Source organism: Salipaludibacillus sp. CUR1 (assembly GCF_021028955.1).
Classification (GTDB): domain Bacteria; phylum Bacillota; class Bacilli; order Bacillales; family Salisediminibacteriaceae; genus Salipaludibacillus.
Genome location: NZ_JAIWPE010000010.1, coordinates 1 through 16,348, shown reverse-complemented (window position 1 = coordinate 16,348; position 16,348 = coordinate 1). Strand labels below are relative to the sequence as shown.

At 43.1% G+C, this 16,348-nt stretch carries 14 protein-coding genes; 4 read left to right on the top strand and 10 right to left on the bottom strand.

What is annotated here, in order from left to right; translation table 11 throughout:
• Positions 1-173 precede the first annotated feature (173 nt).
• Positions 174-359, bottom strand: a complete 186-nt coding sequence (locus K8O68_RS01605; RefSeq protein ID WP_230895190.1) for an H-type small acid-soluble spore protein — start codon at positions 357-359, stop codon at positions 174-176.
• Positions 360-378: 19 nt separating this feature from the next.
• A complete protein-coding gene (locus K8O68_RS01600) occupies positions 379-564 on the bottom strand; it encodes an H-type small acid-soluble spore protein (RefSeq protein WP_230895189.1) in 186 nt (61 codons plus the stop codon).
• 71 nt (positions 565-635) lie between these two features.
• On the opposite strand from K8O68_RS01600, the gene K8O68_RS01595 reads away from it, so the two are divergent.
• The gene (locus tag K8O68_RS01595; protein WP_230895188.1) at positions 636-1,247 is read left to right on the top strand and encodes a GNAT family N-acetyltransferase; all 612 of its coding nucleotides are present in this window, start codon (positions 636-638) and stop codon (positions 1,245-1,247) included.
• On the opposite strand, the gene K8O68_RS01590 is transcribed toward K8O68_RS01595, so the two are convergent.
• On the bottom strand, positions 1,244-1,972 hold the full coding sequence (locus K8O68_RS01590) for a DUF421 domain-containing protein (RefSeq protein WP_230895187.1): 729 nt from the start codon (positions 1,970-1,972) through the stop codon (positions 1,244-1,246). The two genes, K8O68_RS01595 and K8O68_RS01590, sit on opposite strands and share 4 nt — an antisense overlap.
• 530 nt (positions 1,973-2,502) lie before the next feature.
• Between K8O68_RS01590 and K8O68_RS01585 the strand changes: the two genes are divergently transcribed.
• On the top strand, positions 2,503-4,626 hold the full coding sequence (locus K8O68_RS01585) for a glycoside hydrolase family 3 N-terminal domain-containing protein (RefSeq protein ID WP_230895186.1): 2,124 nt from the start codon (positions 2,503-2,505) through the stop codon (positions 4,624-4,626).
• 193 nt (positions 4,627-4,819) lie between these two features.
• Here K8O68_RS01585 and K8O68_RS01580 read toward each other — a convergent pair whose 3' ends face one another.
• From K8O68_RS01580 to K8O68_RS01570, 3 genes are all read right to left on the bottom strand, one after another.
• Positions 4,820-6,058: a muramidase family protein gene (locus K8O68_RS01580; RefSeq protein WP_230895185.1), complete on the bottom strand. Its 1,239-nt coding sequence runs from the start codon at positions 6,056-6,058 to the stop codon at positions 4,820-4,822.
• 485 nt (positions 6,059-6,543) lie between these two features.
• Positions 6,544-7,824 carry an exo-beta-N-acetylmuramidase NamZ family protein gene (locus K8O68_RS01575; RefSeq protein ID WP_230895184.1) on the bottom strand — a complete coding sequence of 427 codons (1,281 nt, stop codon included), beginning with the start codon at positions 7,822-7,824 and terminating at the stop codon, positions 6,544-6,546.
• Between the two features lie 327 nt (positions 7,825-8,151).
• Complete coding sequence (locus K8O68_RS01570) at positions 8,152-8,514, bottom strand: DUF4870 domain-containing protein (RefSeq protein ID WP_230895183.1); 363 nt, start codon at positions 8,512-8,514, stop codon at positions 8,152-8,154.
• 453 nt (positions 8,515-8,967) lie between these two features.
• Here K8O68_RS01570 and K8O68_RS01565 point away from each other — a divergent pair, with 453 nt between their 5' ends.
• Both K8O68_RS01565 and K8O68_RS01560 read left to right on the top strand, forming a co-directional pair.
• On the top strand, positions 8,968-10,167 hold the full coding sequence (locus tag K8O68_RS01565) for a hypothetical protein (protein WP_230895182.1): 1,200 nt from the start codon (positions 8,968-8,970) through the stop codon (positions 10,165-10,167).
• Between the two features lie 26 nt (positions 10,168-10,193).
• On the top strand, positions 10,194-10,667 hold the full coding sequence (locus K8O68_RS01560; RefSeq protein WP_230895181.1) for a transglutaminase-like domain-containing protein: 474 nt from the start codon (positions 10,194-10,196) through the stop codon (positions 10,665-10,667).
• 85 nt (positions 10,668-10,752) lie between these two features.
• Here the strand turns inward: K8O68_RS01560 and K8O68_RS01555 are convergent, their stop codons facing one another.
• From K8O68_RS01555 to ablB, 4 genes are all read right to left on the bottom strand, one after another.
• On the bottom strand, positions 10,753-11,421 hold the full coding sequence (locus K8O68_RS01555) for an SOS response-associated peptidase (RefSeq protein ID WP_230895180.1): 669 nt from the start codon (positions 11,419-11,421) through the stop codon (positions 10,753-10,755).
• Between the two features lie 108 nt (positions 11,422-11,529).
• A complete protein-coding gene (locus K8O68_RS01550; RefSeq protein WP_230895179.1) occupies positions 11,530-13,503 on the bottom strand; it encodes a hypothetical protein in 1,974 nt (657 codons plus the stop codon).
• A 95-nt stretch (positions 13,504-13,598) separates the two neighbouring features.
• A complete protein-coding gene (locus K8O68_RS01545) occupies positions 13,599-14,942 on the bottom strand; it encodes an ATP-grasp domain-containing protein (RefSeq protein ID WP_230895178.1) in 1,344 nt (447 codons plus the stop codon).
• A gap of 339 nt (positions 14,943-15,281) precedes the next feature.
• The gene (ablB, locus tag K8O68_RS01540; protein WP_230895177.1) at positions 15,282-16,136 is read right to left on the bottom strand and encodes a putative beta-lysine N-acetyltransferase; all 855 of its coding nucleotides are present in this window, start codon (positions 16,134-16,136) and stop codon (positions 15,282-15,284) included.
• Positions 16,137-16,348: the final 212 nt, after the last annotated feature.

Sequence of the window (16,348 nt, the reverse complement as noted above, 5' to 3'; positions counted from 1 at the left end):
AATTAATCCGATAAAATTAGTCAGAAATTAAACCTTTAAAAAACAGAATATAGGATACATAACCATCTGTCAAAGACTAACATATTCGACAATTTTCGATGGGGGTCTGACCCCTATGTGAAATTTTCACGTAAAAAAGACCCGTTATTTTAAGATGACGGGTCTTTCGTCGGTCAGTTCTTCTCGATTAAACTGCTTACGGGCACTTCGAATTCGTTTTCAGGGTTATCTGTGGTAAAAATACGTGCTGTTTGGCCATCTTTATGCACATGCTGAATATATACAGGCCTGCCTTTATAAAGCACGTGTTTCATGTCAGGGGATGCGGCGATCTCTTCCGCCCGGTGCCTGTCTAACATAATTAATTCCCTCCTTTTTTTATGGCCCTTCTTCTACAAGTCCCTCTATATCCACTTCCTGATGATGATCCATTTCATCCAGCGGCAAGACAACGGCAGTCTGGCTGCCGGGATCCACTTCTTCAATATAAACAGGAATTCCGTGGTATGTCACATTGATCATGACAGGGGAATTAATAATTTCTTTTACGCGCTGACTGTCCATAGTAACCTCCTTGAAATGTTTCTATCGTATTTTTAGCATTATAAAGAAAGATATGAGAGGTGAAATCTGGTATGGTAAAATATAGAAAAATATTTGGTGAGGGTGAGTTTCATTTGACAAACGAAGTTAAATATCTTCCGCAAATAGTGACGAAACATTATACATTAAGAGGCTTAGAAGAAACTGACGCTGAGGCGCTTTTTCCTATACTTTCAAATAAAAAGACGATGGCATTCATCACTCCCCATCCGGTTAACACGTTAACAGAGTTGAAGGAAAGTGTGGCTGAAAGTCGCCAGAAGTTTCAGCGGTCAGAGGAGCTGCCCTGGGTGATTACCGCTAATTCAACAGAAGAGGTTATTGGCCTGTTCAGATTCCATAAGCTTAACTTATGGCATAAAAAAGCAGAGATGGGAGCGGTTATCAGGTCAGACAGACAGGGTACAGGGGTTATGACGGAAGTTCTTCCAGCTGTGTTAATCTGCGGGTTCAAGAACTTTAATCTCAACCGTATCGTCGGAGACATTTTTGCGGACAACAAAGGGTCACAGAAGCTTCTCGAAAAGTACGGTTTCCATAAAGAAGGCACTTTACGGCAAACTGATTTTGACGGTCACAAATATCATGATACAGTGGTCTATTCGCTGCTGAAGGCAGAATTTGAAAAATTGAACACTTATTAATGCCTGATAACGGGCACTTCCAAGGACCTCTCATTATATTTACTAATATGGAGTTCACCTGTTGCATTAACAGAGGCAAAAAAGATCTCTTCGATCGATTTAATACCATGAGTCTCCAGTTGTTTATGAAGCCACATCTCGTTAAGCCCCATAGCGGCCAGTACCTTGGTGTCTATTTGTCCTTCAATAATGACAGGCAATGCAAGGGAAGAAGATACCTCTCTGTTTAAAGGTATATCCTCTTTTAAAACAGTTTGCTTTTCAGGAATTTTTAATACACTTAAAGAACCGTTTGCTTCGACGACTGCTGTTTCAACCTCGGCTATATCAAACACATCTTTTTCACGAAGCATTTGCATGAGATTGTCGATGGAGTAGCGGATATTTTTTAAGTTCCGATTAATCATTTTTCCATTCTGGATAACAACAGTCGGTTCAAACGTGATCAGACGGCCTGTCAGCCGATGAGCCACTTTCAGCCTTGCCACCAGCCTCTGGAAAACAGCTATGAACACCACAGCTACAGCTGTAGGGAGATGATTTATATCCGGATCTGCAATATCAGCGCCGACCACTGCCCCAAGAATAATTACAATCAGGAAATCAAAGATCGGAATCTCACCTATGGCGCGCTTTCCCATAAATATCGTTACAACTAACAGAAGAGGAATAATGGTTATTACTCGCCCCAGTATTAAAAATGTTTCCTGTATACTTTCCACCATTTTATCTCCTCCTTTTGCCCGCCTGTTTATGTCATTTTTTCCAAAAGAGGGAGATGTCATTCGCGGTGATAAGATGAAGTGAGTAAGTCATGAAAAGTAACGGGTGGTGTTTGAAAGAGGGAAAGCTGTAACCGAAGCAACTTACATAAGAAACACACAAAGATTTATCAAAAAGTCCTTCTCTCCATAACTCAATACTTGAACAGTAAAAAAGACTTATCTTATAAACGCTGATAATCCAACCTTTATTTAGTAAGTTATGTGGTTCAATGCGCAACTGCAAAGAAAAGCAAAACTATTAGCCTGAACATAAAGACCTCATATCCAGGCAATTGATACTTTAATAGTACTTGGGTGGTATAGACAACTATGCATAATATTGAGTAGTCTTAAAGTAAGACAATACATATATACAGCAATAGTTTCTCCCGCATTTAATATTCCGTTTATAAAGAGAACCTTTCTCTTTATGTATATTTAACAGACTGGAGGGTCGACGAGGTCAGTTTAAAAAATAAGGAGGTAGTTTAATGAAATCGGTTAAGAAAACAGTGGTCTTAACTATGCTTGCAGTTATTCTTGCAGTTTCCCACCTGCTGACAGGAATTACCGGCAACTTAGTTCAGGCGGATGAAGGCGAAGGTGTGAAGGATCTTATTATCTTTGAGAATGTACCCGAAGCTGATGCAGAAGTCAGCGGCGAACAATTTCAATTGAAAGCGCTTAATGTTTATGGAGAAGGCCATTTCACTTTAAAAACTGAAGGTGTTACTTGGGAATCATCCAACAAAAATGTTGCAAGTGTGGAAGATGATGGGACAGTAACTTTATCCGGGCAGCCGGGGCGTACGTTTATCAAAGTATCCGATGGTGAGCATACTGACAGAATTGCGTTGCATAGTAAAGTAGACCGCAGTTCAAACGACAGAGGAAAACCGGACACCAAGCCTTCTTTAATTAAGCAGGAAGGTGAAAAGTATAATGTGATCAGCCATGCAATTAACAATATGACACTTGAAGAAAAAGTAGGGCAGATGCTTATGCCTGATTTCCGTAACTGGAACGGCGAAAATGTAACGGAAATGCTGCCTGAAATTGAACAGCTCGTAAAAGACTACCATCTTGGCGGCGTAATTTTATTCCGCGAAAACGTGGTGACGACTGAACAGACGGCTGAACTTGTAGCGGCTTATCAGGAAGCTGCAGAAAAGTTCGGGTTGCTTATGACAATTGACCAGGAAGGCGGTATTGTGACGCGTTTACAGTCAGGGACAGATTTCCCGGGAAATATGGCGTTAGGCGCTACACGCTCAGAAGGCCTGTCTTATGATGTCGGCCACGCTATTGGTGAAGAGTTAAACTCTCTCGGAATTAATATGAACCTGGCTCCAGTACTGGATGTAAACAACAATCCGGATAATCCGGTAATTGGAGTTCGTTCATTTGGAGAAGACCCTGATTTAGTAGGTGAATTAGGCGTTGCTTATACGAAAGGTCTTCAGGATACAGGAGTAGCGGCGACTGCCAAGCATTTCCCTGGCCACGGGGATACGGATGTGGATTCCCACCTTGGCTTGCCTGAGGTGCCACATGATATTGACCGGTTGTTTGAGGTGGAACTGAGCCCGTTCCAGCAGGCCATGGATGCTGATATTGACGCAATCATGACTGCTCATGTAACTTTCCCGAAAATTGACGCTACGAAAGTCATTTCCGAGAAAACAGGTCAAGAAATAGCTCTTCCTGCTACGTTATCGCATACTGTCCTTACAGATTTAATGAGAGGCGAGATGAATTATGAAGGTGTCATCATTACAGATGCCATGAATATGCAGGCGATCAGCGACCACTTCGGTCCGGTTGACGCCGCCATCCGTACAGTCAAAGCAGGCTCTGACATTGTACTGATGCCTGTAGGTTTAGAAGACGTTGCCAAAGGGCTGCTTGATGCAGTCGAGGCGGGTGAGATATCTGAAGAGCGTGTGGAAGCCTCGGTTGAACGCATTCTTACTTTAAAAGTTAACCGCGGCATCATTAAAGAAGAATCCCCTCAGCCGCTGAATGATAAAATTACTAACGCTCAGGCAGTGGTAGGTTCTGACGACCATAAAATGACAGAAAGAGAAGTCGCTGAAAAATCGGTGACATTGGTGAAAAATGATGGGGTGCTGCCTCTGGAACCAGCAGAAGAAAACATTGTAGTAATAGGTGGAAGCTATATTTCCAGCCTGGGACAGGCCGTTCAGACATACCGCCCCGATGCCGAAGTGATTAGAGCATCGTCCAGTGCAGCTATTACAGACGCCCAGTGGAATCAAATCCGTCAAGCAGATAAAGTAATTGTCGGAACGACGACCGCTACAGTGGGGCAGCGTGCGGCATCAAGCGCTCAAATGGCAATGGTCCGGAATATAGCAGATGAGACTGATGCCCCGTTAATCGCTATTGGGATTCGCAATCCATACGATGTAATGGCATACCATAACGAAGTCGATGCCTATGTTGCCCAGTACGGGTTCAGGGAAGCAAGCTTTGCAGCCTCAGCTGCCACACTTTTTGGTGAAAATGCTCCGTCCGGTCAGCTGCCGGTCACCATTCCTGATTACGACGGCAACGTGCTTTACGAATTCGGCCATGGACTAAGCTTAGATTAATCAACTTATTTAAAGATGTGCGGCTCCAAATGGCCGTGAAAAAACAGCTTGCTGGTGCTGCACCAGTCCTCAGAGCTGAATACTGAAATTAAGAAAAGACCTTCTTATCCGGCTGGATAGAAGGTCTTTTCACGGTTTAGGAACGACTTCAATTTTATACTAACCAAGTCATAGGGCCACAAAATAAGTCCCTTTAAACCTCTATGGAAACAAGGGCAGGCTTTCTTTTGTCCTGAAAAACAATGGTTACCTTTTCACCGATTAAATCCTCATATTTTTCAGCCATCCCAAACGGCACCTCAAGCACAATATGGGTGTCGTTGTAAGCGAATTCAACAGACGAACGATCGACCGCCCCTGTAAGTTCCGCTTCAGATTTCACTAAGTTGCTGCTTTTAATGACGAGTTCCTGTCCAATCAGTATGAAATCATTTTCTAACCCATTCATTTCTTTAATTTCTTCTACCGACAAATTAAACCTGCGGGCGAGGCCCCACAGTGTATCGCCTGGCGCAACCGTATATATCGCCCGGTCTGTCTTCTGTTCCTGAACGGAATCTTCCTGTATTGGAAGGGTCAATATTTGTCCTTCATAAAGGCGGTCAGATTTTAATAAGTCAATATTCAGCTCAATGATGTCGTTGACAGAAATGGCATAGTTTTCAGCTATACTCGGTAATGTATCTCCCTTAATTACCTTGTAAGGTTTCCCTTTAGTTTCATTACTGTGGCTGGTCTCTTCAGGTTGTTCCTGCTGGCTGGTATGCTGGGCTGACGGTACGAGGAGCTTTTCCCCTATAAAAATCCGGTCGCTTGTTAACCCGTTTAGTCTTTTTAAGTGACTGACAGTAGTTTGGAATTTTTGTGAGATCCCAAAGAGCGTATCTCCTCCAACTACGTCGTAAACGCTTTCTTCACTCCCATCATTATGCTTGTTTTCCTGTAAGCTTTGGACTGTTTCGTGCAGCGGCGCTCTTAATTTCTGTCCTTCATAGATAAGAGAAGAAGTTAATCCATTAGCTCTTTTGAGGTCTGTAACAGTGAGACCATTTGCGTTTGCAAGACTCCGCAAAGAGTCACCTTTTTTCACAGTAACGTACTTGTACGTTCCTGCGAGCTCTCCCGGGACGGTTAGCTCAGAGCCAGCAATGATCAAATCAGTGCTCAGGCTGTTTACATTCATTAACTGTTCCACAGATACATTGTACCTCACTGCCAGTTTTGAAAGTGTATCTCCCTGCTGCACGGTGTACAGCTTTTCAGATGCATTTACATGAGCCGTTTTTCCACCGGTGAATAAAGACCCTGCTGCAAATGTCCCTGCGAGAGCACAGCACGCGATCTTGGCCTTCCGTCGCTTGGCCGATTGAGAGCGTTCTTCAAAGAGGCGTTGTTTTCTGCTTCTGGTTATAGGCTTCGTTTCCTGGTTCATTGTTTATCCTCCTGTATTCTCTTTTTATTTCCTGTTTTCACCAACATTTAATATCATAGCGATTTAATTTCAGAATAAAAAGGCGATTATGGGAAAACAGGAATGAAGAAGGGTCAAAATCCGACAAACAGGGAATTTTAACCTATATACTAAAATGTCAAATACAATAGTATTGGATAGAAGGACTTAGTTATTTTCTTGTTATGTCAACTAGCTAATTTAATTTCAATTTTAATTTTCTGATAAAAATGTGGGGAACTTGTTTTAAAGAGATAGCCGAATTTATTCAATTTTCCTGACAGGGGAAATTGTCCATATCATAAGCCATTAAGTTTTTATACTTTTCTTCTTTTGAAAAATTACTTTTAACCATAAAAAATACTCCCCCAAAGACAAACAGATTTTTATTTTATCTGTCTGCTTTAGAGGAGCATATCAAGGTACCGTTCACGGACAGTATTCTTTTAACCCATCCTTAGCCAGAATTAGTATAATAAATAATTGTCCCGTGTTTCTTTGAATTCCTGTAAACCGCTGTCCCAGTCAGCCATAATGTCTTCGACAGCCACCCCATCGCTAAGCTGCTGACGGACTTCTCCGTTTCCTATAAGGCGGTCGAAGAATGAAATGCCTGCGCTGTCTTCAGCTCTGAAACTGAAGTCTTCCGGATAGAGGTCGTGAATGGTTTTGACAAGATGGAGGCCCATTTCTACGCTGTTAAGCGATTCAGCGTCCGTAACATGAATTTGGACACCGTGCGACAGGGTCCCTGCATGTTTTGAAAAAGTAGGCGTGAAGGAAGCAGCACGGAATGTTACCCCGTCAAGTCCTATCTCATTTAAAGCCTGGCTTAATTCTGTACTGTTTACAAAAGGGGCACCTATGAACTCGAATGGTTTTGTTGTCCCGCGTCCTTCAGACACATTCGTTCCCTCGATAAGAGCAGCACCAGGGTAGACAAATGCTGTATCTGTGGTCGGCATGTTGGGTGACGGGGCTACCCACTGAAGCGGGAGGTCATCGTAAGTAAACGTGCGGTTCCATCGGTTCATTTCTACCACCGTCAGATCAGCGTTTATGTCAAATTCTTCATTAAAATAAAGTGCCAGTTCTCCAACTGTCATTCCATGGCGGAGAGGGATTGGATAGAGCCCGACGAACGAGCTGTAACTTTCATCTAAAACAGGGCCTTCTACTTTCAGTCCGCCTAACGGATTTGGACGATCAAGGACCACAAATTCAATGTCGTTTTCTTCAGCAGCTTCCATCGCGTAAGCCATTGTATAAATGTAAGTATAGAAACGGGTGCCTACATCCTGAATATCAAAAAGCAGGACTTCCACGTTTTCAAGCATGTCAGGAGTTGGTTTGCGGGTTTCACCATATAAACTGTAAACAGGAAGTCCTGTTACATCGTCAATATAATAAGGGACCCATTCGCCGGCTTGGGCGTCACCGCGCACCCCGTGCTCCGGCCCGTATAATGATACGAGGTCCACACGCTCATCATCATGAAGAAGATCGACGATGCTGTTTAATTCCCGGTCAACACCAGTCGGATTTGTAATAAGTCCAACTTTTTTTCCGTCAATAACCTCAAACTGATCTTCCAGGAGAACTTCAACACCAAGTTTAAATTGTTTTTTATGTCCTTCTTTATTTCCCTGGCCCTGAGAACTGCCATTTCCTTGTCCAAATGCCAAGCTGTAAGTGGAAAGCAACAAAACGACTGTTAACAGAGCGATTAGAAAGCGCTTACTTTTCATATTATAAAACCACCTTTGTCCAAATTTTAATTGCCGCGGCCTTTTACCCTGTTATTCACCTCCTTAAGGAAGAAATATCTGCCCTTTTTCTCCTTCGAAAAAGTGGACTAGACCTTAATACAACTATATTGATAATTATGAGAGAATAAAATAAGATAAAAGTAATGACTTCCAAATTATTAAGGATTTTATCTTACTTTTGTACTGGTAAATAATTTAAAGTTTGGACTAAGTAATTATTCTTTGTTATTTTTGAAAATAACGAGACACGTTAAAGAATGGCACAAAAAAGCGGACAGTTTACCTGCCCGCCAGTTAGTTAAAGTATTATTGTTTGAGTTGTTTTTCTGCCAGATCGCCGGTGATTGGAAACTTAAAACGCTCGCCTTTATAGGCTTTGTACATGGCTATCACCCAGAGAATAAACATAAGAGGAGAGATCAGAAGGCTGAGAATCCATCCTACCAGAGGAACCATGCCGATAACAAAACTTAAGACGAACAGACCTCCAAACAAAAAGATTGACTGGAGTGCGTGAAATCGGATAAATTGGTTTTCTTTTTCAATAATAATAAAAATAATTCCAGTTACGAAGCCAAGCAAATAGGCAAGGAGTCCTCCAAGGTTTTCGTCCAGACCAGTGGAAGATTTTCCAGGAGTGGCATCAACTTTTCCTTTTCCTTCGTCCACATTTCCATCTCCTTTCTTAGAACTGTATGTTATCTCGAATATATTATATCATATAACGAACAAAATATAACTGTTTATTTTGAATTTTAAGAATATTTTAGGGGGGAATATGTTTAATGTTATCGAAGCTTGTCCAATTATAGCTTTAAAAGATGACATTTATAACTAATACTTTATATACAGGCTGGCAAGGGTATACACATCTTCGATAGGCTGATATGCCTTGCCTGGCAGTTATTTTCCCGTCTTCGTACCTGTTTTGATTAAGGCGCTTTAATAAGGCGTGTTGAAGGAGTAAAATAGTAAAAAAAGACTAATCAAGGTCGGATATTTCATCGCGGTTAATGATGCATTTAACATAAAGAGTCAATGACAGAGAATTTTCCAATCATATTAAAAAGTGATTGGAGGCTGAATACAAACAGGCGGCCATTAGGCTCTGGAGGGGGAACGATGCGGAAGAAGTATACGTTATATCGTGTGGTAATTTTATTATTTTTTATAATGGCTGGCTGCTCAGAGAAAACGGAAGAAACAAGTGAAGAGGTATTTTTGGAAATTGACGAAGATCTTTTGGAAAGACAGGAACAGCACGAAGAAGGAACTATTTGGCTAATGGATTATGCCTATGAAACAGGTTTTACGCTGAAGTCACCTGAACAGGATCACATGGAGACGGACACTTACTTTGAAGTTAAGGGGGTCATAGAGGAAGCGGAGAAAATTAACGATTCCCACCTTTTAATAGAGGTGTTAAGTGAAAAGGTCACGCACGAGGAAATGAATGCTGCATTTTATTATTATGTGCCGCTTAAAGATAACGGAGAATTTAATAAAAAGGTGGCCCTGCATCACGGCGAGGGAGAGTATGAAATTCGTATCCGCCTGCCTGGTATGGATCCTGAGGACTTAAATAACTATTATCCTGTTGCCTATTTTCATGTATATAACACTAATGCAGAGATAAAAAGAGAAGTCGAGTATTCTAAATTCGCTGTTAATACTGGTATAACACTTTCAAGGCCGGCTAGCGGGATGGTTAAAGCAGAAAAAACAATTTCAATTAAAGGCGAAGTGCCTGATAAAAACGGCGGGGATGCGGTTATTGTGCAAGTAGAGCATAACGATGAAAGCAGGCAGGTAATGCTCCCTGTAAGGGATGGTATATTTTCCGGTGATGTGCCTCTTTATTTTGGGGAGACGCTGCATTTTATCAGAATACAGGCAATGAATGAAGAAAAAGGTGTCTTTTATGATACCGCTTCATTCTATGCAGAGAACACATCAGCGGAAGACTTCGTAGAGACGGAGTACTTCCCCTCATATGCGCGGCGCGGCGTTACCTTGGAAGAGCCTTCTATGACAAGCGAAAGACTGCACGAGAATACAAAATATCGCATTGCAGGAGAGATTGATCCATCTGTTCCAGGTACAGATAAAATCAGGTCTATTTTAGTCACGACAGCAAAAGGAGATAATGAGGAACTGGAAGCCAGCTATTTAGTAAATGTAGAAGATTATAAGTTTGATGATGAGATATTTTTCCGGTTCGGCTCTGGGAAGTATGACATCCTGATTAATGTTCCGGACATTGAGAAGGAAGGGCTGTCTATGGCTGACTTTAAAGCAATAAAAAAATCAGCCTTCAAGTAAACGGGATAGAGGATGAAAGAAGCCTTTTGCCGTCCAGGGGGATTGAATCGAATCACCCGCTAATTATTAATAAGGCAGATGACATTACCGCAGGGATAGAAAATGAAAGGGAAGCAGCAAAAGCTGTATATGAATTTACAGCTTCCAATCTCTCATATGATGTGCCAAAAATGAGGGAGGATGTATTTGAACTGGAAGACAGCGCCCTAAAAACATTGGAAACAGGCAGCGGGGGGACTCTGGAATACGCTTTCCTGGCTACAGCTTTACTAAGAGCGGCTGGAATGGAGGCAAACTATATTGAAGGAGAAGTGAACCGCCGCAGGCATGCATGGGTAGAAGTTAAGGTGGACGGCAAGTGGCTCACTATGGACCCGGCTTTGGGGGCAGGAACTATAAATGAAGAAGGGGAGTTCTTTCCAGCTTACACTGAGGAATATTTTGATCCCGACCCGGACGTGTTTAAAGAAACTCATTCTCGCGGCGGCGTGCTGTATTAACGTAAAGCCCGGGACCGGGGCTTTCAGGAAGTCAGTCGGGCGGGAAATAACGCAACTGTAAAACACCTGCAGGCGGCAGGTGTTTTCATTGTCCAATCGGCTGAATTAAATCCGGGCTGTTATTTTTTGCATTGTTCACGGCAGCGGACACAGGATAAATGTCCATGTGTTCAGATGGAAAAGGCAGTAAAAGCTCTTCCGGTTTCCTGGAATTTTCAGGGTCTAGCCATGCCGATTCGTCTTCTTGAGCGATAATAACGGGCATTCGGTGATGAATATCCTGCATTACTTCATTCGCTTCCGTCGTTATGATTGTACAGGAAAAAACAGCATCGCCTGATGGTGACTGCCATTTCTCCCATAAGCCTGCAAATGAAAAAATTCCCTTGTCTTTCAATGTGATCCGGTAAGGCTGTTTTTGGCCGTCTATTTTTTTCCACTCATAAAATCCATCGGTCACAATGAGACAGCGCTGAGTCTGGAGAGGTTTTCTAAAGCTCGGTTTCTCTGCCAGTGTTTCAGCTCGGGCATTAATCATTTTATATCCGATTTTCTCTTCTTTTGCCCACCGGGGAATGAGGCCCCAGCGGAGGTGGCCCATACGCCGCTCTGAACCCGTATGAATAACAGAAAGAACAGACTGGCCCGGTGCCACATTATAGGAGATGTTAAGCTGTTCAGGGAGGAAATCTTCCATTATTTTAAACCGTTCCGCTAAATCTTCCGTGCTGGTTAATGTAAAGCGTCCGCACATATTTTCGTCCTCCTCCAAGATCATTTGCTCTATTATATAACATAAGTAATTGCTGCAAAAATAAAAGGCTGCTTTCGACTCGATGTCAAAGTCAGCCTTTCACTATTCTTACAGTTCCACCCACGTATATTTTACTCCCCAGCTGGTGCGGGCCAGTTCTTCAATCTTTTCTACATAATTCTTATCGACAGCAAAGGCGTCTCCCTGTTCATAAGGGTTGTAGTGAAACGCATACAACCTTGAAGTAAATTCATGAAACGGGAGCGACGATTCTCCAAATATTTCCCCATTGCCGGCTACAGCAGGTTCAATTCCCTGCCCCCAGACTTGAGAGCTGTCATTGTTCGGGTTGTAAAAATAGATGCGGTAATTTCCTTTCGGATCTTTTGCCACTCTTTGTATTGAAACGGCGTGCAGTCCGAGCAGTTCTCCGAAAGAGTTGGTAATGAAAATACCTACCGGGTTCGGATAAATCAATTCGTGTCCATCGTTGTACTCAGGGTGGTGAGTGGAGTAAAACAGTCTTACGAAACCTGAGTAATCAGCAATTGAACCGGTCATAGGGTCAATTGCTGAGCTGAACCCATTATTGACCCAGTTGCCGTAAAAGGCAGGATTCACCCATTTATGCACATCTTCTCCCCGAAATTCCGCCCGGCGCACCAATTCACCATATATACGGTCAAGATGGGGGACGAGAACAAGTGACACAGGGTCCAGTTCTTCATGAAGGTCGTCGACTAAGCCTTCCCTTAAGTTTTTTGAGTGGATGGCTTGTCCTTCAAACATAATATCAATATCACCATCCCGTGCGGCGCGGGGAATAAGTTCCAGTAAATAACCCGGCGCATGCAGCGACCAGAGACTGATCCCCCGTGCCGTCTGACATGTAGGATTCATTCCTTGTCCTATGCCTAAAGGCTGTCCCAGTACGCTGATCGTTCCTGCGACGAGGATATCATTTGCTGTGACGCCTTCACTTTTGTTTACGGAGTTTAAGAGTATCTTTCTCACTTCAGGCAGCAGGTCCAGTTCAATAAGGCGCCGCAGTCCCGGAATAACAGGGTTAGCAGAGAGGATGCCCCGCTCAAGCATCAGCGTCAGGCCGTAAAGAGCCTGCCTGGTCGGCGGGTGAATCGCAACCTTTATAAGGTCACTGACTATTGAGTAATGCTCCTCCAGGTGAGCTGTGCCTTTTTTGCTTAAAGCTAAACACATAGGAAGCAAGTCTTTTTTCTCCCGGTTTAAATAGCGGACAAGGATGACATGCTTATCACTGACAAGTCCTGTAGACCGCATGGATTTAGCAAATGCTTTCGCCTCTTCCTGAAGCTCCTTTTCGGTAGCTTCCTTCAGGCGCTTACGGTAATCGCAGGGCTCTTTAATTTCCTTGCACAGTTTAGTAGGCCCTGTGACGGCTTGAATGTACTTCTTAATCGCTTTTTTGTCATGGGCTCCTATAGGTCTTTTCAAAAGCTGTTCAGCATCAAAAACCATTGTGATTATTCTGTTCACCATAATCGGCCGCTGGGCGACAAGCCCGTCAATCTCGTCAATTAGCGTACTGGTAATAGAAGTAAGGGTCAGTTCATCTGCAAGAAACTGAAACAGTCTTTCAGCCCGGTCTTTCTCTTTTCCTCTGCCTTCAATTCTTGCCGCTTCTGTTTCTTCCGGAAACAGGATATCGACGTTTAAGGCCAGCACATTGTCCAAAAATTCCTTCGCATCTTCCTGGGTGAACGATTCGTGCTGGTGTTTACCTTTAGCAAGCGATACCATACGCAGCTCACTTAGAATTTCTACGATCGCTGTCATACTGTTATCCATGAGAGAGCCTGTTACCAGACGGGGCTCAAGTTTGGAAGGTTCCGCCCATGGCCCCCCTTCAAAAATGCCAGCAGAATCAAAGCGGTCTGCATACTCGTAGAGAAACCTCATTCCGTCCGGTTCTTCCATTACTCTGGCGGCTGCCTGCAGGACGTCGGGCTGGTACATTTTTCTTGCGTATGGAAAAGCTTCTTCCATTGTTGCAAATGCCTGTATAAATGTTTCCGTTTTCTTCGTGTCTGCCTCTAACGGCATAAAAAAACACTCCTTCCTGAGAATAGGACAGTAATTATTTAGCGGCAGCAGGCTGGAAACAGCCTCCTGCCAATGCATGGGTACGGCTTTTTCTTTTACATAAAAAAGTTGTGATCTACGTAATCGGTCAGCGGCTGTTTTACATGATCACTTAGTTCGTTATAAAAGAAGACAGTTCCAAGGTGGTTTCCGTAGCCTTCCTGTTCCTGTATTTTACTGACTCCAGGGTGGAACAAGGTGTGTTTATCAAAGCTTGGGTGGTCTTCTAAATCTTTAGGAATATTAACCCCTGAAATATAATCCGACTTAGGGTAAACCAGAAAGCTGCCAGCATGGCCGTTAAAGCTTTTTTCGTCCGGGAACACGCCATCCAGTTCCTCTTCTGTTGTATTAGGATCACAGCAGAGGATGTGAGCTTCATAAGGATTAAATCCGTAGGTTTTTTTCATTAAGTCAAAGATATGGCCCCCAGGAATCCTGTAGGCGACTTCCCCGAAATAAATCGTACCGTCATTGGAAAGGAAAAATTCCGGGTGGATGATGCCGTGATCGATATCAAACACATCTACAATTTTTTGAACTTCTTCGCGGATAGCAGGGCGGAGTTCTTCAATTTCAGGCGAAGGAGGCACCATCATGGAATAGCCGAATACGACATATTCAGTAATGTTCAGAAACTGGACTTTTCCTCCGCGGATGAACGCTTCACACGATATTTCCACTCCTTCGAGATGGCTTTCCATCAGACAAGGGAAGTTATCATTAGTAAGTTTCCGGTCAATATCCGCTTCGGAGCGTATAATTCGGTGGCCGGCCGCACCCGCTTTATTAAAAGCTTTGACATGTACTGGGTCAGGATCCTGTTCAGGGTGCCGAAGAAGCGACTGGTTGACACGCCGGAAAAAGCGCCTGACATCTTCTTTTGTCTCTCCTTCTTCAAAAACCCCTACACGCAGCCCACCTATATGCGCTCGCCGTTTCATAAGCGCTTTGTCCCTGAATAACACCGCATGGTCAAAAAGCCGCGGATCTTCACGGAAATGGGCGTTCAGAGCGCCAGCCCACTCCACAGTTTCTTCAAAGATAGGAATGGCGTGATCGACTTCAAGTTCCTTCAGCTTTCGATATAAAGCTTCAGCATGTTTAAAGATATCTTCGTAAGGAAGGTCCCTGCTGAATTCCCACGGAAGGAAGGGGATATTATGAGTAGTCGCATATTCCTCAAAATCAGGAAGGCTTACAACAAGATAAGGCCGCTTCATTTTGTCCAACGCTTCAATTGAAGCGACACTCCAGCCGATAAGGGCAATTTTCTTTTCTGGATGTCTTTTTTTATGTTCCAGTTTTTTTGGACCGGTTTTCCGGGTTTGGAGGTGTTTACGGTCAATCTGGTCATTTCTTTTAAACGAAAGATCTTGTAACGGTTCATTCGATGGCATATCTGCTCTCTCCTTCTGTCAAGAATCAATAGTGTTTATACGCCTCGATAATGAAAACTCGCGCGTGTTACTACACCTTTCATCATTTTCAAAAAGGAGGGGAATTATTCTTATATTTAGATCGAAAAAAAATAAATTTATAAGTATGTGAGCGGGTGTGTAAAACAGGGGAGGAGAGGAGCGGTTAAATAAGAAAAGTTCGTTTAGAAGAGGGGGAAGAGATAAAACTTGTTTTAGGAACTAAGAGAAACAGGAGCTTTCATCCGGCAGGCGGCCAGCTCAGCTGATCCTGCAGAAGAAAGCCCCGGTGTATAAACATGTGTTTATTAAATGTTAACTTTACAAATTCTTATACCATATATTCATATTTTCGAGCCGGCCGCAAATGTTGCTGTTTCTGAGCATACGGCCGCCGAAATGGAATCCGTGTTTAGCATTGACAAGGTTCATCCCTGAAGAGACAGAACGGGAATATGAGAAAATGGTACGGATCCCTAAATCTTTCACTCTCGGGAGAAGGTGCGCAACCTGGTATGAGAGAAGCTGTTTTTTCCGGTGTTTACGGTATGTGGCGCAATCAGAGAGTTCTGCGGCTTTAAATACGGGAAGCAGCTCGGCTGAACATGCGCTGACTATTCTTCTGTCATGTTCTACAACCAGGAAGTAGACGCCGTCGTCCATCATTTGCCGGATAAAAGCCGGGTCGTTCATAGGTGTGGGGTATGATTTGAAAACTGTCTTATATAATGTGACCATCTGATTAATATCTTCCGGGACAGCCCACCTCATGAAAAACCCGGGCGGAAGCTTAAAGCAGTGGGAGGGGCCTTTGCCCTGCTTGTGTTTTACAAGACGGAAAACATTTTTTTCTTCCTGGGTTAACCTCGTATTATATTGTCCTGAGTGAAGAAACAAAGCATAAATGTGAGCATCTTCGCCGGTAAAAAAACCGGCAATTTTCCCTTCATACCTTGTGGCGTAAGGGTTAATAAGGGGCTGTTCATGCCGTCGCACATAGAAAATCAGTTTGTCACAGCCTTTTTCAAATGCAAGTTTTTTTAATTTTTTCATAAACGGGTCCAGTAAGTTCCGATTCGGCAGGTCATAAACTTTTAAACGCTGGCTTACAGGTTCAAACAGGATGGCTTTTCCGAAAAGGGTCAGTGTAAAGGCGTGATCCTTTATAAGATTCATTGATCAGGCTCCCCTTCATAATTATAGACGTTATACAAAAAATCATATTGGACTTAGACTAAAAATATGCCACTAAATAGGATGACAAAAAATGGGGGGACAGACCCAGTAGCCTTGCATGAATGGAATATAATGTAATTTTGAGTTTACAAACACAAAAAAAGCTCCTATTGTAGAGGAGAGACCAATACTTGTTCCCAATCCTCTACAAA